Raw genomic sequence first — 19013 nt, 5'->3', positions numbered from 1 at the left:
TTCCCCACTCGACGCCCGATCCGGCACCGGCCACCGTGCCCGATTCCTGCCGACGCAGCCCCCCACTCTCCTTCTGCGCCCGGACCCAAAGAAACGTCACTGGTTCCCCATACGCGCAAGCTACCCGCATACACCCTTCCGCTGCGCTGTCCGACCGTGCAGCAGGAGATACAGCCGCTGCACCGATTCCTCCGCCCCTGTCTCGAAGCGGTTGATGACCTTGCCGAGCGGATTCCAGACCCGTCCGTCGGGCATCCGCACGCCCACCGCCTGCCGGAACAGCTCCCGTTGTGCGGCGTCGAAGTCCACCCATGTCCCACCGGCCCTACGCACGATCACCTCGCCGGTGTACGCCCCGAGCCCCAGCAGAGTCCCTGCGACCCGGTTCCGTCGCGGCCGATCCCGCCGCAGACCGTCGACGACCAGATCGACGAGCCGGAGACTGGCGACCGAGTAGTCCAGGGGCAGCCGATTGCGCGCCGTGAGCCGGGCGACGAACTCCGATGTGTAGGAGCGCATCACCGCCGCCTCGGGAAACGTTGTCCGGTCGTCCCCACCCATGATTCACCCTGCCCTTCGCGGTGCCGGCGATCACCGACACTGACCCAGCGCTCAGGGACCCGGGAACATCACGCGACAGACACTGTGTTCGTTCTCACGGTTTGGAACAGGAAGAATTGCTTCCGCTCGCACAACCATTACCCAATCCCGAGCGTTGCCGACGCCGAACCGGTTTCCGACCTCAGCCGATGACGATACGGGGATGGGTACCCGGCCTGATCCGGGCCCTGATCCGGTCCTTCGCGGCGCGTGGCACCGAGACACAACCGGCGGTGGCACCACTCCCGTTGACGTGCAGGAAGATCCTGCACGGCCGTCCGCCCACGCGGTCTTCGCTCCGGCCGGCGGCGTCGGCGGCCGGCGCCCGGCAGCCTGCCTCCGACTGCCGGAACTGCGGACCAGGTCAGCGCACGCCGGCAGGAAGCTCGATCTTCCCGTTGAACGTGCCCTGGTTCTCCTGCCGTACGTCCTGCTCGAACGTGATGTCCTGTCCGCCGTAAGGGATCAGAAAGCCGAACTCGAAGCGGTGACTCTTGACGCGGTACGTCGTCGCGTCCAGGACCAACACCTCCTCCAGGCCGGACAGGGTGAGCTGCGCGTCGCTCACCGGGATGCCGGCCGTGCGGAGCTGCTCGGCAGTGGGGTCGAACTCCCGCACCGCCTTCTTCACCCACGCACGGTCCCGGACGCCTGTCAGCTTCTGCTTGTCGCTGCCGACGCGGAGTTCGACCGTGCCGTCCACCGCGGTCAGCTTCACCTCGTCACCGGTGGCGGCCCGCACGTACGCCCGGAACTCCTCGATGGCCGCGACCGGGTCCTCGACCTTGTTCTGCATCCCGGGGTCTGAGGCGGGCGCGTCCTTCCACGGTGCGCCCCCATTCCTGAGGTACACCGCGCCGTCGACGACGTAGATCTCCTCGTTCTCCTTGGCCCCCTTGCTGCTGGTGCTCACGCCCTGCGAGTGCAGCGCCTCCGGCGCCATGCCACGCCGGACCGTGGCCCGGTAGGACGCAGCGCTCTCCTGGCCCCGCAGCGTCAGCCCTTCCTGCCCCTTCACGGAGAACGTCCACGCGCTTTCCTCCGCCATCGCCTTCTCGGCGAGGTCGAGGAAGTCCTCCGGCGACTCGGGCACGGAAGCGGTGGAAGGCTTCGGCGACTCCTTCGTCTCCGGGCTCTTCGACACGGCCGACTCCGACTGTGCGTCCTCAGTGCCGCAAGCGGCGAGCGAGAGCGACAGAGGGACAAGCAACACAGCACACCTGAAACGAATTCGCACGTACCCATTCCTTCGTCACGACCACCGAGCCTGCACGGCGGGCGGACTGTACAGCAGCATTCACCGTGCGATCACCCCCACGGACATACTTTCCGAATCAACCCGAATGCCTGCGGAGGGCCCACCAGGGGACGTGCGGTGAGCCCCGCGCCGCACTCAGCGGCTGTGACGCGTGTCACTCTCGGGGGAATCGGTGTGACGTTTGAGCCCCTGGCTTCGCTGGGTATCCCGGGCCGCCCGCTCGACAGGTGGGGCCCGATGAACGTCTGGGTACTTGAACTCTCCTGAGAGGTGGGGCATTTGAGCCCGCACAGTTCGCATGCGTACAGACCGATGAGCCTGAAGCGCCGCGCCTGGCTGACCCTCGGTGCCGTGGTGCTCGGCGGGGCGGGAGTGGTGACGGTCGCAATCGCCAACCCGTCCGACGGGCCGGCCGGCCCCCAGGGGCCGGAGCAGCGTCCGGCGAAGCTGCGGTCACTCGCGCTGGGCGGGGGGACGGCCACCGAACGGACGCTGCCGACCACGAGCACCGCGCCGTTCTCGCTGGTGGGCATCGGCTGGGACGGGGCAGCGAACGTGAACGGCGCCGCGCAGGTGCGGACCCGGGACGTCGAGACCGGGAAGTGGTCGCCCTGGCGGGAGTTGGAGTTGTCCGCCGACGGGCCGGACGGGTCCGAGAGGGCCGGTGCCCGGCAGGCGACCGAGCCGTTGTGGGTCGGCGCCTCGAACGCCGTGCAGGTGAAGGTGAACTCGGGCAGGGCGCTGCCGAAGGGGCTCAAGCTCCACATGGTGGACCCGGGCGTCAGCAAGGCCGAGTCCCGTAACCCGGCGGCCGCCACAACCGCTCCGGACTCCATGGACAACGCCGCGTTCGTCGCGGAGGAATCCGCGAGCCCCTCGGCGACGAACACGACCGATGCGCCCACGGGTACACCCACGGAGCCGGCCGCGCCGACCGACACCGCGACGGCCACGGACGCGGCGACGCCAACCGCCACCTCCTCCGCCTCCGAGACGGCCACCGCTTCGCCCACTCCGGAGCCGACGGCGACCGTACCCACCGCGCCGCCCTCGACCGTCAACCGGCCGCCGATCATCAGCCGCTCCCAGTGGGGCGCCGACGAGTCGCTGGTCGAGGACCCGCCGGAGTACATCGACAAGGTGCAGGCGGTCTACATCCACCACACCGTCGACACGAACAACTACAGCTGCGCCGACTCCGCCGCCATGGTCCGCGCGATCATGACGTACCACGTGAAGACCGAGGGCTGGAACGACCTCGGCTACAACTTCCTGGTCGACAAGTGCGGCCAGATCTTCGAGGGCCGCGGCGGCGGTGCCGACCTCCCTGTCAAGGGCGCCCACACCTACGGCTTCAACTCGTACTCGACCGGCATCTCGCTGCTCGGCAACTTCGAAACCGGCAAGCCGACCCAGGTCGCCCTGCAGTCCGCCGCCCGGGTCGCTGCCTGGAAGCTCGGCCAGTACGGCGTCAGCCCCACCGCCAAGGTGACGCTGACCCGTCTCGTCACCGACGCGGACGGCAACACCAAGCCGGCCGGTGACGTCACGTTCAACACCATCGCCGGACACCGCGACGGGTTCGCCACGGCGTGCCCGGGCGCCAACCTGTACGCCAAGCTCGGCGCGATCCGCACGTACGCGACCAACGGCACCCGCAACGCCGCGGTCCCGACCGCCGACTTCAACCGGGACGGCGTCACCGACCTGGTCGCCGGTCTCCCGAAGGCGGCGAGCAGCGCGGGCAGCGTCACCGTGCTGCCCGGCACCAAGGACGGCCCGAGCTCGGCCGCGAAGCGCAAGCTGGACCAGAACAGCGCGGGCGTGCCCGGCGGCTCCGAGTCGGGTGATCTGTTCGGTTCGTCCAACGCCTGGGGCGACGTGAACGGCGACGGGTACGCGGACCTGGTCATCGGTGGGCCCGGCGAGGACCTCACACAGGCCGACAACGGCACGGTCGTCGTGATGTACGGCCCCGGCCTCACGACCGGCAGGAGCTACTCGGTCACCGCGTCCGGCCGGATCGGCGGCGAGAAGCTCGGTACGACGGTCACCTCGGGCGACTTCAACGCCGACGGCAAGGCCGACATCTTCTCCGTCGCACCGGGCAAGCCGGGTCGCTGGTGGGCCTGGGACGGCAGGACCGGCGCGGCCAGGTCCGGCTACCTGAACACCGCCGCGTACACCGCTGCCGTGAGTTACGCGGCCGCGGTCACCGGTGACTTCAACAAGGACGGCTACGCGGACGCCGCCGTCAACTACCGCGACCCGAGCGGCATCGGACGACTGCTGTGGCTGAAGGGGTCCACCACCGGACTGCAGCGGGTCGGCATCCTCGATGCCCGCGGCGGACGCTCGCTGGCCGCCGGTGACCTCAACGGCGACGGCGCCACCGACCTGGCGGTCGGCCAGCCGTCCGCCACCGAGTCCGGACACACCGCCAAGGGCGGCGCGGTCACGGCCGTGTTCGGCTCGGCCACCGGTCTGACCTCCACCGGCCGCAAGACGATCCACCAGGACACCACCGGTGTACCGGGCGGCGGCGAGACCGGCGACGACATGGGAGCGTCCGTCTCCATCGGCGACGTCGATCTCGACGGGTACGGCGACATCCTCACCGGCGCACCGGGCGAGGACCTCACCCGCGACGGCGTGAACCGGAGCAACGCCGGCCAGGTCTTCCTGATCCGCGGCTCCGCCACCGGCCCCACCGGCACCGGCGCCGTCGGATACAGCCAGGACACCACGGGCATTCCCGGTGCCACGGAGTCCAACGACCGGCTCGGCTCGTCCGTGTCGCTGACGGACCTCTCCGGCTACACGCGGGCGGACATCGCGATCGGCGCGGACGGCGAGGACGCCGACAGCGGCACGATCCTGCAACTCGACAACACGAGCACCTCGGGCATCAAGGCCGACACCGGCCTGTACTACGGGGTGTCGGCGCTCGGTTCACCCACCGGGATCCGGATCGGGCTGACCCTGGCCCCGTAGCACCCGGGCCGCTCGCGTCGTTCGCACACATACTGGAGCCCCTCGGCCTGACCCGGGGGGCTCCTGCTTTGTGCGGAGCCTTTCGGGTCAGGCCCGGCCGCGGGCCTGGCGCGACACCACCGCACGCAGTACCCGGCGGCCTTCGGTCGACAGGTTGAGCGCCCGGCGCAGGGCAGCACCGCTGCCCACGGTGCCCGTGGTCTCCGCGAGGGTCTCCAGGATCTGGATCTGGCGACGCAGTTCACCGGCGAGAAGCGGACCGGCGTCTTCCGGGCCTTCGGTGCAGCAGCGGTTCAGCAGTTCGGTGCGGTCCTCGGACTCGGACTCGGACTCGGACTCGGACTTGGCCTCGGCCTCTTCCACGCCCGGGGCATCGAGCCGGCAGTGGGTCTCCAGCGCGGCAAGCGAACAGGCATCCGCCCACTCCCGCAGCTCCGGCGCCGCCCGGTCCACGGGTGCCTCGCTCAGCAGCTTCCGGATCTGTGGCGCCGCCCCCGCCGTATCGACCGCGGCATCCAGCACCGCGCGCACCTCCGCGAGGCGGTCCGGCCACACGGAGCCGTCCGCGCACCCTGCCCAGAGCGGGCGCAGCGGATCCGGATCGGCCCCGTCGGCGGGCTGCGGCAGGCAGCGGTCGAGGCAGGCGACCGCGCTCGCGGCGAGTCCCCGCTCGTCGGCGGCGGCCATCAGTTCCAGCAGGCTCATCGGCGTCTCCCGTCGGCCGCGCCCCCGTGAGTGCATGCACGGGAACGGAGCGCTTCCAGTTACCGCATTCAGCGCCGGATGGCTCAAAAGCGTCACTGGGGGGCCGAATAGCGTCGCTCAGTGGGCGCATCCCGCTACCGTTCCCAGGCGGTCCGACCCGGCAGGTTGAGCACAGCGTGAAGTGGCCCCCAGGGTTCTGAAACTTTCCGCAAGAACGCGCGGCTCCCTCCCCGGAGCGCGCGGCAAGCGGAATGCAGCCCCGGCCCGTCGTGCTGTCCATCGAGATCCGGTACGGCCGCCCGTTCAGCCCGCCTTGTCGATCGTCGCGGCCAGCGCCTGGAACTGACCCCAGCTCAGCGTCGGTCTCCTCGGGTCCCACAGCTTCTGGGCCGTGGCCCGCAGCGGCATCCGGATCCCCGCCGCCACCTGCGCGGGGGTCTGCGCCTGCGGCAGGTCGCCCCAGACCGCGAACCGGCCGCCCAGAATCTGCTTCGAGTAGCGGGCCGGTACCGGCTGCGTGCCGCGCAGGACGAGCGGGGTCCACTGTTCGTAGATCCGCTTCCCGGTCGGGTAGACGAACGCATTGGGCTGGCCGAGCACGTAATAGAGGAACTCGTCGTTGAGGTTCACCAGGCGCCGGCCCTCGCTCAGATACTCCTCCGGCGGCCGGGCACCGTACTCCTTGCCCGTCCAGTACTCGACCTCGATGTTCTTGTCGGCCTGGACGACCCCGTCGCGGAAGAAGCCGTCGTTCCAGGCCTTGGGCTGCTGCCCGTGCGGGCGCACCACCGCCGCGCGGTCGTTGAGCCAGCCGGTGGCGAGGTCCTTGATCCCGGCCGCCGGTCCGTACTTCTGCTGGGCGGCGCGCTGGAGCTGCGGGTACGAGGCGGCCGGGTTCTTCACCGTCAGCGCGCGGTACTCGTCCCCGCCCAGGTGCCAGTACGCACCGCCGAAGAGCTCCGTGAACTCGCCGAGCAGTTGGTCGACGAGTTTCGCCGCGCCCGGGTTGGAGATGTCGAGCGATCCGATCGAGCGCACGCCCGCCGTGTTGCGCAGCTGGAGGTCCGGATGGGCGCGCAGGACGGCGCCCAGATGGCCCGGGGAGTCGATCTCGGGGACCACGTCGATGTGCAGCCGGCCCGCGAGGGCGAGGATCTGACGGACCTCCGCCTTGGTGAGGTGCTGGGGCGACACCACCTCGGGGTGGGTGTCGGACTGGATCCGGAACGCCTGGTCGTCGGAGACGTGCAGGCCGAGCTGGTTGAGCTTGAGGTCGGCCATCTCACGCAGCCGGTCCTCGATCCAGCCGACGGTGTAGTACTTGCGCGCGATATCGAGGTTGAGTCCGCGCTGCGGCCGGTCCGGACGGTCGCGCACCTCGCCCTCGGGCATCACGCCGTCGGCGCGCAGCGACTGCTTCAGCGTGCGGGTTCCGTAGAAGACACCTGCCTGGTCGGGGCCGGTGATGACGACCCGCTGGTCGTGGGTCCTCAGGGTGTACGACTCGGGGGCGCCGGGGGCGCCGAGGGCCAGCTCGACATCGCCCGCACGGGCCGGGACGGCGCCGCGGTAACCGATCTTCAGCTCCTTGGCGAGCAGCTGCGCCTCGTCCGCGAGCGGTCCGCTGCCGTTGGCGATCACGACGGCGCTGGTCCGGCCCGGCCGCCAACCGGGGCCGCGGGCGGCGATGTGCTCGCGTACGGCGGGAATGGTCCGGGGCGCCGCGGAGAGCGGGTAGCGGGTCGGCGAGGGGGTGGGAGAGGCGTGCGAGGGGGCGCTGGCCGCGGGCGTCTCCCCCTGGCGTCCGGTGTCCGGACCTTCCGGCCAGACGACGACGGTGATCGTCACGGCGGCTGCCGCGGCGAGCGCCGCACCGGCCGCGAGGGCGCCGCGTGAGGGCGACATCGGTCAGAAACCTCCGGTTATGGCAGGCAACGGGGCAAAAGTAAGGAGATAACCGGGCATTCTCCTCGAAGAATCGTCCATCGGACGTTCTGAAACTCTCCCTTACGGGTGATATTCGTGCATCCGTCAGACGGTCGTTGCCCGGTCTCGATAGCGTTGGGGCACATTCGTCTCTCCCTTCACCCTGCATCTCCCTGGTATCGGTCCCCACTCACCACACCAGGCGCACAGAGGTGCCGATGCTTCGAGGAGCCCCACGCTGTCCAGGCCCAGCGAGTCCCACGCCGGCCTGCCGGAACCACCGCAGCGGCGGGCCGGCCGGCCCGCGGTCCCCGTCCAGAACTGCGGCCGGGCCGCGGCCCACGCCGGTGTCCGTCCCGTCGGCCTCGACCGGTTCAACACCGCGCCCACCGCCGCCGCCGAAGCCGCCCTGCTCAGCTGCTGCGGCAGCCCCCGCTGGGCGCAGCGGCTGGCCGCCCACCGCCCGTACCCCGACCTGGACGCCCTCCTCGCCGCCGCCGACGAGGCGGGGTACGACCTGGCGCCCGCGGATCTCGCCGAGGCGCTCGCCGCCGAGGTCTCCCCCGGACTGCACCACGCCGCACCGCACTCCGCGCATCTCGCGCTGAGCGCCGCGCATGCCGCGTACGAAAGTCGCTTCGGCCATGTCTTCGTGATCTGCCTCGACGCCTTCCACCCCGCCGAGCACCCGGACCAGGTGCTGGCCGGCATCCGGGCCAGGCTGGGCCACGAACCCGACGAGGAGCGGGTGGTCACGGCGGACGAGATGCGCCGACTCGCCCGGGGCCGCATCATCGAGCTTGTGACAGGCGCCGGACCGGCGGACCATCCGACGCGATCGGAGCGGCCGCCCCCAGGGCCTCGTCCGAAGGGCAGGCCCTAGCCCGTCCGTGCCTGTTTGATTGCCGCTTTGATCACACCAGAGGCCCCGGCGCGAACGAACCGACAAACCGTCGCTACGATGGCCGGGGCCGGTGGACCGTACCCGGCCGGGTCAGACCGACAGTCAAGCCGGCCGACCCCAATCCCCGCTCCCGGAGGGTTCTTCCGTGCCGGCTGGAACGCTGTACCGCGGCCGGGAAGGCATGTGGTCGTGGGTGGCTCATCGAGTCACCGGTGTCCTCATTTTCTTCTTCCTGTTCGTACACGTCCTGGACACCGCTCTTGTCCGCGTCTCCCCCGAGGCCTACGACGACGTCGTGTCCACGTACAAGACGCCGATCGTCGCGCTCCTCGAATACGGCCTGGTGGCCGCCATTCTCTTCCACGCGCTGAACGGTCTCCGTATCGTCGCCGTGGACTTCTGGGCCAAGGGCCCGCGCTACCAGAAGCAGATGCTCTGGTCCGCGGTGGGCATCTGGGTCGTGCTGATGGTCGGGGCCCTGTACCCCGTCCTCGGCCACGCCGTACGCGAAGTCTTCGGGAGCTGAGGCCAATGTCCACCGAGTCCTCCGCGATCGGCGCCGTCGAAGGCGTCAGCCTCTACGACGTCGACCACCCGGCCCCGGTCATCGAGCCCCCGCGCAAGCGGACGGGCAAGACCCCCAAGGGTTCGCGCACCAACTTCGAGATGTACGCCTGGCTCTTCATGCGCCTGTCGGGCATCGTGCTCGTCGTCCTGGTCATCGGCCACCTGTTGATCCAGCTCGTGCTGGACGGCGGTGTCTCCAAGATCGGCTTCGCCTTCGTGGCGGGCCGCTGGGCCTCGCCGTTCTGGCAGGTCTGGGACCTGGCGATGCTGTGGCTGGCCATGCTGCACGGCGCCAACGGCCTCCGTACGGTCATCAACGACTACGCCGAACGGGACAACACCCGCTTCTGGCTGAAGATGCTGCTGTACACCGCCACGGTGTTCACCGTCCTGCTGGGCACGCTGGTGATCTTCACCTTCGACCCGAACATCCGCTAGGCGCCGGGCCAGAGGGACCAGAGGAAATCATGCAGATCCACAAGTACGACACCGTCATCGTCGGCGCAGGCGGCGCCGGCATGCGCGCGGCCATCGAGTCGACGAAGCGCAGCCGTACCGCCGTGCTCACGAAGCTGTACCCGACCCGCTCCCACACGGGCGCCGCGCAGGGCGGCATGGCCGCCGCGCTCGCCAACGTGGAAGAGGACAACTGGGAGTGGCACACCTTCGACACGATCAAGGGCGGCGACTACCTGGTCGACCAGGACGCCGCCGAGATCCTGGCGAAGGAGGCCATCGACTCCGTCCTCGACCTGGAGAAGATGGGCCTGCCGTTCAACCGCACGCCCGAGGGCAAGATCGACCAGCGTCGCTTCGGCGGCCACAGCCGTAACCACGGCGAGGCCCCGGTCCGCCGGTCCTGCTACGCCTCGGACCGCACCGGCCACATGATCCTCCAGACGCTGTACCAGAACTGCGTCAAGGAGGGTGTGGAGTTCTTCAACGAGTTCTACGTCCTGGACCTGCTGCTGCAGGAGGACCCCGAGACCGGGCTGAAGAAGTCCGCGGGCGTCGTCGCGTACGAACTGGCGACCGGCGAGATCCACGTCTTCCAGGCGAAGGCGATCATCTTCGCCTCCGGCGGCACCGGCAAGTTCTTCAAGGTGACGTCGAACGCCCACACCCTGACCGGTGACGGCCAGGCCGCCGCGTACCGCCGCGGTCTGCCGCTGGAGGACATGGAGTTCTTCCAGTTCCACCCGACGGGTATCTGGCGCATGGGCATCCTGCTGACGGAGGGCGCCCGTGGTGAGGGCGGAATCCTCCGCAACAAGGACGGCGAGCGCTTCATGGAGAAGTACGCGCCCGTCATGAAGGACCTCGCGTCCCGTGACGTCGTGTCCCGCTCCATCTACACGGAGATCCGTGAGGGCCGCGGCTGCGGTCCCGAGGGCGACCACGTCTACCTCGACCTCACCCACCTGCCGCCGGAGCAGCTGGACGCGAAGCTCCCGGACATCACCGAGTTCGCGCGTACGTACCTCGGCATCGAGCCCTACACGGACCCGATCCCGATCCAGCCGACCGCGCACTACGCCATGGGCGGCATCCCGACCAACGTCGAGGGCGAGGTGCTGGCCGACAACACCACCGTCGTCCCGGGCCTGTACGCCGCCGGCGAGGTCGCGTGTGTCTCCGTGCACGGCGCCAACCGCCTGGGGACCAACTCGCTGCTCGACATCAACGTCTTCGGACGCCGGTCGGGCATCGCCGCCGCCGAGTACGCCGCGAAGAACGACTACGTCGAGCTTCCCGAGAACCCGGCACAGCTGGTCATCGACCAGGTCGAGCGGCTGCGCAACTCGACGGGCACCGAGCGTGTCGCGACGCTCCGCCTGGAGCTGCAGGAGTGCATGGACGCCAATGTGATGGTGTTCCGCACCGAGCAGACCATCAAGACGGCCGTCGACAAGATCGCCGAGCTGCGCAAGCGCTACCTGAACGTGTCCATCCAGGACAAGGGCAAGCGGTTCAACACGGACCTTCTGGAGGCCATCGAGCTGGGCAACCTGCTCGACCTGGCCGAGGTCATGGCGACCTCCGCACTGGCCCGCAAGGAGTCCCGCGGCGGTCACTACCGCGAGGACTACCCGAACCGCGACGACGTCAACTTCATGCGCCACACCATGGCGTACCGCGAGGTCGCCGACGACGGCACCGAGTCGATCCGGCTCGACTACAAGCCGGTCGTCCAGACCCGCTACCAGCCGATGGAGCGTAAGTACTGATGGCTACCCCGACTATGGACAAGGTGGAAGCGGAGTCCGCCGCCTCCCCGTACATCACGGTCACCTTCCGGATCCGCCGCTTCAACCCCGAGGTCTCCGACGAGGCCACGTGGCAGGACTTCCAGATCGAGATCGACCCGAAGGAGCGTGTCCTCGACGCCCTTCACAAGATCAAGTGGGACACCGACGGCACGCTGACGTTCCGCCGTTCCTGCGCCCACGGCATCTGCGGCTCCGACGCGATGCGGATCAACGGCAAGAACAGGCTCGCCTGCAAGACGCTGATCAAGGACATCAACCCGGAGAAGCCGATCACGGTCGAGGCCATAAAGGGCCTCACGGTCCTCAAGGACCTCGTGGTCGACATGGACCCGTTCTTCCAGGCGTACCGCGACGTCATGCCGTTCCTCATCACCAAGGGGAACGAGCCGACGCGTGAGCGTCTGCAGTCCGCCGAGGACCGCGAGCGGTTCGACGACACCACCAAGTGCATCCTGTGCGCCGCGTGCACCTCGTCGTGCCCGGTGTTCTGGAACGACGGCCAGTACTTCGGCCCGGCGGCGATCGTCAACGCGCACCGCTTCATCTTCGACTCGCGTGACGAGGGCGGCGAGCAGCGGCTGGAGATCCTCAACGACCGTGACGGTGTGTGGCGTTGCCGCACCACCTTCAACTGCACGGACGCGTGCCCGCGTGGCATCGAGGTCACCAAGGCGATCCAGGAAGTGAAGCGCGCGCTGATCACGCGTCGCTTCTGACCCTTCCGGTACGCGAGTTGCACAGGAGGCCCCGTTTTCCGTAGCAATGCTGCGGGAGGCGGGGCCTCCTGCTGCGCTGCGCAGGTCCGTTCGGTACGGTCGTGCGGAGCCGTAGACCGGTTCACCGCCCGGGGCAGCAAGGCGCGGGGCGCACAGGCTTGATCGAGAGCGGGGAACGTTGAGCGATCCGAATCCGTACGCGGACGACTCATACAGGTGGGGACCGCCCCAGCAGCCGGGCAATCCGCCCACCGTCGCGGACGGTCAGGGGTACGGCTACCCGCAGCAGCTGCCCGACGCCGCGGCCCAGCCGGGCCCGGCCTACGGCTACCCGGCCGTGAATCCGCCGGCCCAGCCGCCCGTGCCCGGTTACGGGTTTCCGCCGCAGCAGGGCCCGGGGCCCGGAGGCGGCGGGGCGCCGATGCTGTCGCTCGGGGACATCACCGTCATGAACGATTCGATCGTGACACCCTCCGGCACACTGCCGCTCAAGGGCGCGGTGTGGACGGCCACCGACATGTCGCGCACCGAGGAGAAGATCCCGACGGTCGCGATCGTGCTGGCGATCGTCTTCGCCCTGCTCTGCCTGGTCGGGCTGCTCTTCCTCCTGATGAAGGAAAAGAAGACGACCGGGTTCATCCAGGTCTCGGTGACGAGCGGCGGCCGGCACCACTCGACGATGATCCAGGCGACCGGCCCGGAGACGTTCCAGATGGTGATGGCTCAGGTCAACACCGCCCGCTCGATGAGCATCTGACGCGACGTACGCGAACCAGCGGACGGAGGCGGTGCCGGGGGCACTGGCACCTCCCCTCCCCGCAGGGCAGGGTGACGTCATGGGCCGCTTCCACCACACCGTCACCGTCGCCTCCGTGGAACCACCGGCTCGACGAGTGCGCCGAACCGGTCTGCGATCCCGCGGAGTCCACCCGGTCCCGCGGCCAGGAGGTCGTGCTGCCGGACGGGCGGGCGGTCCCCGATCTCCGGCTGGTCGGGGGCCGTCATCTGCAACCGGGCGCGCGGTACCGGTCCGCCGCGCCCGAGGACGCCGAGCTGGAGACGCTGGTCGTACGGGAGTGGCGGCGCGGCAGCGCGACAGCCGTGGAACAGGTACTGCGGACCGCCGAGTTCTCCGGCCGGGTGGCGGTGCGACTGCGCAACCCGGACCGCCCCGGGGCAGTGGAGATCGAGGGCCACATGCGTGGCCCCGAGGGGGCCTCCGGCTGGTCGGGTGCGCTGCGGCGCGGTTCGCGGAAGGCGGAGCTGGATCTGTCCGCGTGGTGGGCGGCGGCCGTGGCGCCGGGTGCGCCCCCGCCGGCCCGTGCCCCGGCGACGGCCCGGTTGGAGCACCGGCTGGGCCGTGCGCGGCCGACCCTCACCCCACGGGCGGCCGAAGCGGGCGGGTGGCGGATCGATGTGGCGCTGACGGTGCGCGGCCGCGGCCCGCTGCGGCCGCTCGCCGCGATCGCGCTGCTGTTCGTGCCGGCGCCGCTGCCGCGCGGGTTCGTGTCGTCGGTGGTGCAGGCGGCAGCCCGGTAGGACGAGGCGGTCGCCCGTCTGCGCGGCCGGAGCCGGGACGAACTCCGGGCGGAACCGGCCGAGTACGTCGGTCGGGGAGATCAAGGACGACGCGACGTAGGGCTGTTCTCCCCTCGGGTCGGGCCGGCCCTCGTGGCACTCAGCCGCAGTCGGCTCCGCCGCGGTCCTCCGCGACGACCATGATGCGGCGCAGCATGTCGTTGAGCAGGATGCGATCGTCCTTGTCGAGTACGCCGAGCAGCCGGTCCTCCTCGTGGCCGAGGAAGTCCATCGCGCCGAGCCAGGTCGAGCGGCCCTCCTCGGTGAGTTCCACGTCGACCCGTCGCCGGTCGGTGGTGGAGGGCGTACGGCGAATGAATCCCCGCCGTTCGAGCGCGTCCAGCCGGCCGGTGACGGAGGCGGGGGCGAGGTCGAGGTCGGCGGCGAGTTCGGAGGGGGCCGCCTTCCCGCCGCGTCCGGCGAGCTTGTGGAGCGTCTCGAACTCCTGGCGGTCCAGGTCGAAGTCGACCAGGGACTGTTCACGCACCCGCCGCAGGTGGACGGAGAGCTTCTTCATGCGGGTCACCGCCCCCTCGACATCGGGATCGAGGTCGGGAAGCACGGGCTTCCACCGCTCGACATGTCCGTCGGTCCAGTCGCGTCGCTCCATGAGGAAAGGGTACGCCCGGCGTTCACTCATGTTTCGACATCAGATATTTCGTTGACGAATAGTTCGGTATCGAAATAGATTCGCTCGCATGCCGCATCCCTTGCGCACGCGCGCCTTCCGCCTGCTCTTCATCGGCCGCACCCTCTCCCTCCTCGGTGACGCCGCCATCCCTGCCGCCCTCTCCCTCGCCGTCTACCTGGCCACCGGCTCGACCGCCGCCCTCGCCCTGGTGCTGGCGTGCGCGATGGTGCCCAAGCTGCTCCTGCTGCCGCTCGGCGGCGTCGTGGGCGACCGCTTCAACGCCCGCACGGTGGCGCTCACCGCCGATCTCGCACGGTGCGCCACCCAGCTCTTCGTCGGAGTGGAGCTGCTCGGCGGTGAACCGCGGCTCTGGCAGATCGCGGTCGCCGAGGTGATCGGCGGCGCGGCCGGCGCCTTCGCCATGCCGACCGTGTCGCCGCTGATCCGTGGCACGGTGGAAGCCCCGAGTCTGCTGCGCGCCAACTCCCTGATGGCGGTCGCCACCAGCGCGACCCGGCTCGGCGGCCCCGCCGTCGCCGGAACGCTGATCCTCACCGCGGGCCCCGGCTGGGCGTTCGTGCTGGACGGTGCGAGCTTCGCGGTGAGCGCCGCGCTGCTGTCCGTCATCAAGGTCCAGCACGTGCCGATACCGCGCCGTTCGATGCTCACCGATCTCAAGGAGGGCTGGGGCGAGGTCCGCGGCCGCGACTGGTACTGGACGAGCCTGATCGCCCACTCCGCATGGAACGGCGCGGCCGCGGTCCTGATGACCCTGGGGCCGGCCCTCGCCATCGAGGAGATGGGCGGCGAGGACGTCTGGATCGCCCTGCTCCAGACCGGCGCGGTCGGTCTCCTTCTCGGCTCGCTGCTGGCCGGGCGCGCCCGCCCGCGCCGCCCGGTCCTGGCCGCCAACCTGGGCCTCGCCACGTACGCGCTCCCCCTCGGTCTCCTCGCAGCCGGCGCCCCCGCCCCGCTGACCATCGCCGGATACGGCATCGCGCTGGCGGGGCTCGGCTTCCTCGGCCCGGTCTGGAACACCTCGGTCCAGTCCGCGGTACCCGCCCACGCACTGGCCCGCGTGACCTCGTACGACTGGCTGCTCTCCCTCGGCGCGATGCCACTCGGCTACGCCTTGGCCCCGGTCGCCGCCGCGGCCTGGGGCCCCGAAGTCCCGCTCACCGTAGCAGCGGTGACAGTCGGTACGGCCTGCCTGGCGACTGCGGCGGTACCGGGCGTACGACGCTTCAGGGCCACGGAGACGACAGCCGGGGCGGCCGGGGACAAGCAACCCGGAGTACCCGCTTGAACATGTTCAAATGCAGGTCTACAGTCCATGACAACAGCTTTTGAACGCGTTCAAAGGAGGATGGGGCATGGACCTCACTGTTGTCGCGTACGTCATCTACCTGCTGATCAGCGGGGGGCTCACCGTGTGGGTCGCCCGCACGCTGAGCCGTAATGGAAAGGTCTTCCTCGCCGACGTCCTGCACGGGAACGAGAAACTCGCCGATGCCGTCAACCACCTTCTGGTGGTCGGCTTCTACCTGGTCAACCTGGGGTTCGTCGCCCTCTACCTGAAGAACGCCGACGGGGTCGCCGACGCCCGTGGCCTCTTCGAGGCGCTCTCGGTGAAGGTCGGTGTCGTCCTGCTCGTCCTCGGAGTGATGCACCTCGGGAACGTCTACGTGCTCAACAAGATCCGCCGCCGCGGGCTGATGGAGCGTGAGCAGATTCCGCCGGTACCGCCGCAGGGCTGGACGGGCCCCGCCGGCCAGGGCCCGTGGGCCGCGCCCGCCGCAGGCCGGTGACCGGGCCGGTGGCGGTCACGGCCGACGGGGGGCGGACGCCCGTCGAGGGGCTCACCGTGCTCTACGACGCGCAGTGCTCGCTCTGCGTCCACCTGCGCCACTGGCTGATGAAGCAGCGTCAGCTCGTCCCGCTCGATCTCGTCCCGGCGGCCTCCGAGGAGGCACGGCGCCGCTTCCCCGGGCTCGACCACTCCGGGACGCTCTCCGAGATCACCGCGATCGGCGACCGGGGACAGATCTACCGGGGGACCTCCGCCTGGATCGTCTGCCTCTGGGCGCTGGCCGAACACCGCCCCAGGGCACACTGGCTGGCCACCCCCGCGGGGCTGCCGTTCGCCCGGGCGTCCGTGCTCGCCGCCGCGAAGTACCGGTCGCTGACGGCAGCACCCTGCGACCCCGGGGACGGAGCGTGCGGGGTCCCCGGCACGGAGGACCAGGACGGACGACTACCCTCGGGGCTGTGGTGAAGGAAGTGAAGGACGCGAAGGAAGCCAAAGCTCCCAAGAGCGAGCAGACCCGCACACTCATTCTCGAAACGGCGCTCCGGCTCTTCGAGGAGCGTGGTTACGACAAGACGACGATGCGGGCCATCGCACAGGAGGCAGGGGTCTCCGTCGGTAACGCCTACTACTACTTCACGGGGAAAGACGCACTCGTCCAGAGCTTCTACGACCGGCTCGCCGCCGAGCACGAGGCGGCGGTGCGGCCGGTCCTGGAAGGCGACAAGGACCTGGCCGTACGCATCCGCGGGGTACTGCTCAGCTGGCTCGACGTGGCCGAGCCGTACCACCGCTTCGCCGCCCAGTTCTTCAAGAACGCCGCCGATCCGGAAAGCCCGCTCTCCCCGTTCTCCGAGGAGTCGGTCGCGGCCCGGGAGGCGGCGATCTCCATTCATGAACGGTGCCTGCGCGGCTCCAGCACCAAGACCGACCCCGACATGACCGACGTGCTGCCGCAGTTGATGTGGCTGATACAGATGGGTCTGGTGCTGTTCTGGGTGTACGACCGGACGGAGGGTGCCGAACGCAGCCGCCGCCTCGTCGAGCGCACCGCACCGATCGGTGCTCGGGCGATCGCGCTCTCCCGGTTCCGGGTGCTGCGACCGCTCGTACGGCAGATCCACGACGTACTGGCGGACTTCCTGCCCGGGTCGGTGAAACAGCCGGCCACCACGCGGCCGGGCAGGAAGAAGGCATAAAGGGCCGGGCCGGCCGGAGACCTCGCACACGAGGTGCGGCAGTCTCCGGCCGGCCCCGACTTCGCGGATCCTGGGGCCAGGGCCCCTCATTTGGATCATGCCGGGCTCGCGGGGTCCGGCCTGATCCAAACGAAAGTCCCTAGATCCAGTTGAGTTCCCACAGCCGCCAGATGCCCGTTCCGTCCGACAGGTACTGCGAGCCGGAGACATCGGTCGTGGCGACGACGTAGTCCTTCTTCTGCCACAGCGGCACGAGCGGCACGTCCTCGCCGACCAGCGCCTGGAGCTCCTTGAAGTCCGTCGCGGTACGGCTCCGGTCGCTGTACTGCAGCGTCGCCGAAATCAGGTCGTCCATCTTCTTGCTGGTGTAACCGTTGTGAAGGCTGCTGTCGCGGCCGACGAGCGGCTGGCTGAAGGTGTCGGGGTCCGGGTAGTCGGGCAGCCATCCGACGGTGTACGCGTCGTACTTGCCGGCCGCGTAACCCTTCTGGAAGTCCTGCCATTCCACGGCCTTGACCGAGACCTTGAAGAGCCCGTTCGCCTCCAGCTGGCGGCGGAGCTCGGCGGTCTCCTTCGTGTACGCGTTGTCGGCGCGGTAGGCGAAGGTGATGTGCAGCGGGGTCTGCACGCCCGCCTCCTGCATCAGCCGCTTGGCGCGCGCCGGGTCGGGCGCCGGGTAGGCGTCGAAGAACGGCGTGCTGTGCCCGATGTAGCCCTGCGGGATCAGCGAGTAGAGCGGTTCGACGGTGCTCTTGTAGACATCTGTCACCAGCGGCCCTCGGTCGATGCTGGCCGCGATGGCCTGCCGGACCTTCTTGTTGGCGAGCGGGGTCCCGGGGCGCACATTGAAGACCAGGTTGCGGATCTCGGCGCTGCCCGCCTCGGTGACGCGCATGTCGGGGTCGCCGGGGTTCAGCTCGGCGAGCGTGGACGGCGGCAGCTGCCGGTGCGTCACATCGACCTGTCCGGACTTCCAGGCCGCCAGGAGCTCGTCCGACTCCTTGTAGTAGCGGACGGTGACCGGGACACCGGTCTTCTTCAGCGCGCCCTTGTAACGGGTGTTCGGGACCAGCTCCGCCTCGACGCCCGGTCGGTACGACTTCAGGACGTACGGCCCCGAGCCGTCGACCGTGGTTCCGGTGCGGAGCTTGTCCGCCGGATACTCGTCGCGGTCGACGATCGAACCGGCTCCGGTGGCGAGCTTCTGCGGGAAGGTCGCGTCACGCGAGGAGAGGTTGAAGGTGATCGTGCGGCCTTCGGACACCACGTTCTTGAGGCTGGGGAACAGGACCGACGGACCGACGTCCGTCTTGATCTTGATCATGCGCTCGATGGAGTACTCGGCATCGGCGGCGGTCACCTTCCGGCCGCTGGCGAAGGTCAGATCGTCGCGCAGTTTGCACTGGTACGTCTGGAGCTTCTGGCCGATGAATCCACAGCTCTCGGCGGCGTCCGGTTCCGGGACGATCGCCCCGGACTTGAACGTCATGAGGGACTGGTAGAGGTTGCTGTACATCGCCCAGGAACCGGCGTCGTACGCACCGGCCGGATCGAGGGACGTCACCTCGTCCGTCGTCCCGACCATGATCGGATCACTCTTCACCTCGTTCGAGGGAAGCAACTGCCAGGCGACGACGCCTGCGATGACCAAAACCGCGAGAATCGCGAGAATCCGTAGCCGGATCGACCGCATTGCCGTGCTCTCCCTTAACAGCCCTACCTGGGCAGATGTGCTCAGAAACGCACATCACCGTGCTCACGGTCAGCCAATCACACCATTTTCACATCCGGAAGAGGAAATCTGTACCTCATAGCCTTTTGTTCGACAGCTGAAACCTTGGCTGGGCCGAACGGCTGA

General features: G+C 69.4%; 18 protein-coding genes and 1 pseudogene. 12 read left to right on the top strand and 7 right to left on the bottom strand.

Features of this window, described 5'->3' with window-relative positions; genetic code table 11:
• Positions 1–120: 120 nt before the first annotated feature.
• The 3 genes and pseudogenes from AB0I23_RS04910 to AB0I23_RS04905 all read right to left on the bottom strand — a co-directional run bounded on the left by AB0I23_RS04910 (position 121) and on the right by AB0I23_RS04905 (position 1744).
• Positions 121–561 (bottom strand): hypothetical protein, encoded by a 441-nt coding sequence (locus AB0I23_RS04910; RefSeq protein WP_359106845.1) that lies wholly within the window; start codon positions 559–561, stop codon positions 121–123.
• A gap of 181 nt (positions 562–742) precedes the next feature.
• Positions 743–880, bottom strand: a pseudogene (locus tag AB0I23_RS41590) (L,D-transpeptidase family protein); the annotation flags it as partial.
• 84 nt (positions 881–964) lie between these two features.
• Positions 965–1744, bottom strand: coding sequence for a hypothetical protein (locus AB0I23_RS04905; protein WP_359106843.1), 780 nt, complete (start codon positions 1742–1744; stop codon positions 965–967).
• A 426-nt stretch (positions 1745–2170) separates the two neighbouring features.
• Here AB0I23_RS04905 and AB0I23_RS04900 point away from each other — a divergent pair, with 426 nt between their 5' ends.
• A complete protein-coding gene (locus tag AB0I23_RS04900; RefSeq protein ID WP_359106841.1) occupies positions 2171–4852 on the top strand; it encodes an FG-GAP-like repeat-containing protein in 2682 nt (893 codons plus the stop codon).
• Positions 4853–4939: 87 nt separating this feature from the next.
• On the opposite strand, the gene AB0I23_RS04895 is transcribed toward AB0I23_RS04900, so the two are convergent.
• Together AB0I23_RS04895 and AB0I23_RS04890 are read right to left on the bottom strand one after the other, a co-directional pair.
• Positions 4940–5557 (bottom strand): hypothetical protein, encoded by a 618-nt coding sequence (locus AB0I23_RS04895; protein ID WP_359106839.1) that lies wholly within the window; start codon positions 5555–5557, stop codon positions 4940–4942.
• A gap of 303 nt (positions 5558–5860) precedes the next feature.
• Positions 5861–7462 carry a beta-N-acetylhexosaminidase gene (locus AB0I23_RS04890; RefSeq protein WP_359106837.1) on the bottom strand — a complete coding sequence of 534 codons (1602 nt, stop codon included), beginning with the start codon at positions 7460–7462 and terminating at the stop codon, positions 5861–5863.
• Positions 7463–7751: 289 nt separating this feature from the next.
• On the opposite strand from AB0I23_RS04890, the gene AB0I23_RS04885 reads away from it, so the two are divergent.
• The 7 genes from AB0I23_RS04885 to AB0I23_RS04855 all read left to right on the top strand — a co-directional run bounded on the left by AB0I23_RS04885 (position 7752) and on the right by AB0I23_RS04855 (position 13479).
• The gene (locus AB0I23_RS04885) at positions 7752–8366 is read left to right on the top strand and encodes a 2-oxo-4-hydroxy-4-carboxy-5-ureidoimidazoline decarboxylase (protein ID WP_436846874.1); all 615 of its coding nucleotides are present in this window, start codon (positions 7752–7754) and stop codon (positions 8364–8366) included.
• Positions 8367–8532: 166 nt separating this feature from the next.
• Complete coding sequence (gene sdhC / locus AB0I23_RS04880; protein ID WP_359106835.1) at positions 8533–8913, top strand: succinate dehydrogenase, cytochrome b556 subunit; 381 nt, start codon at positions 8533–8535, stop codon at positions 8911–8913.
• Positions 8914–8918: 5 nt separating this feature from the next.
• Positions 8919–9392, top strand: coding sequence for a succinate dehydrogenase hydrophobic membrane anchor subunit (locus tag AB0I23_RS04875; RefSeq protein ID WP_327244726.1), 474 nt, complete (start codon positions 8919–8921; stop codon positions 9390–9392).
• A 29-nt stretch (positions 9393–9421) separates the two neighbouring features.
• Positions 9422–11182 (top strand): succinate dehydrogenase flavoprotein subunit, encoded by a 1761-nt coding sequence (gene sdhA / locus AB0I23_RS04870; protein WP_359106833.1) that lies wholly within the window; start codon positions 9422–9424, stop codon positions 11180–11182.
• Positions 11182–11940, top strand: a complete 759-nt coding sequence (locus tag AB0I23_RS04865) for a succinate dehydrogenase iron-sulfur subunit (RefSeq protein ID WP_359106831.1) — start codon at positions 11182–11184, stop codon at positions 11938–11940. The genes sdhA and AB0I23_RS04865 overlap by 1 nt, the downstream gene beginning before the upstream one ends.
• 178 nt (positions 11941–12118) lie before the next feature.
• Positions 12119–12697: a hypothetical protein gene (locus AB0I23_RS04860; RefSeq protein ID WP_359106829.1), complete on the top strand. Its 579-nt coding sequence runs from the start codon at positions 12119–12121 to the stop codon at positions 12695–12697.
• Between the two features lie 71 nt (positions 12698–12768).
• On the top strand, positions 12769–13479 hold the full coding sequence (locus AB0I23_RS04855; protein WP_359106827.1) for a hypothetical protein: 711 nt from the start codon (positions 12769–12771) through the stop codon (positions 13477–13479).
• Between the two features lie 139 nt (positions 13480–13618).
• Here the strand turns inward: AB0I23_RS04855 and AB0I23_RS04850 are convergent, their stop codons facing one another.
• The gene (locus tag AB0I23_RS04850; protein ID WP_359106825.1) at positions 13619–14128 is read right to left on the bottom strand and encodes a MarR family winged helix-turn-helix transcriptional regulator; all 510 of its coding nucleotides are present in this window, start codon (positions 14126–14128) and stop codon (positions 13619–13621) included.
• An 88-nt stretch (positions 14129–14216) separates the two neighbouring features.
• Here AB0I23_RS04850 and AB0I23_RS04845 point away from each other — a divergent pair, with 88 nt between their 5' ends.
• From AB0I23_RS04845 to AB0I23_RS04830, 4 genes are all read left to right on the top strand, one after another.
• Complete coding sequence (locus tag AB0I23_RS04845; protein ID WP_359106823.1) at positions 14217–15455, top strand: MFS transporter; 1239 nt, start codon at positions 14217–14219, stop codon at positions 15453–15455.
• A 67-nt stretch (positions 15456–15522) separates the two neighbouring features.
• Positions 15523–15957, top strand: coding sequence for a hypothetical protein (locus AB0I23_RS04840; RefSeq protein ID WP_359106821.1), 435 nt, complete (start codon positions 15523–15525; stop codon positions 15955–15957).
• 8 nt (positions 15958–15965) lie between these two features.
• Positions 15966–16424 carry a thiol-disulfide oxidoreductase DCC family protein gene (locus tag AB0I23_RS04835; protein ID WP_359106819.1) on the top strand — a complete coding sequence of 153 codons (459 nt, stop codon included), beginning with the start codon at positions 15966–15968 and terminating at the stop codon, positions 16422–16424.
• A complete protein-coding gene (locus AB0I23_RS04830) occupies positions 16418–17155 on the top strand; it encodes a TetR/AcrR family transcriptional regulator (protein ID WP_359106817.1) in 738 nt (245 codons plus the stop codon). Before AB0I23_RS04835 ends, AB0I23_RS04830 begins: the two co-directional genes overlap by 7 nt.
• 139 nt (positions 17156–17294) lie before the next feature.
• Here the strand turns inward: AB0I23_RS04830 and AB0I23_RS04825 are convergent, their stop codons facing one another.
• Positions 17295–18848: an ABC transporter substrate-binding protein gene (locus tag AB0I23_RS04825; RefSeq protein WP_359106815.1), complete on the bottom strand. Its 1554-nt coding sequence runs from the start codon at positions 18846–18848 to the stop codon at positions 17295–17297.
• Positions 18849–19013 lie beyond the last annotated feature (165 nt).

The organism is Streptomyces atratus (assembly GCF_040655115.1).
Classification (GTDB): Bacteria; Actinomycetota; Actinomycetes; order Streptomycetales; family Streptomycetaceae; genus Streptomyces; species Streptomyces atratus_D.
The sequence above is the reverse complement of the archived record's forward strand: the minus strand, read 5'-3'. Positions and strand labels throughout refer to the sequence as shown.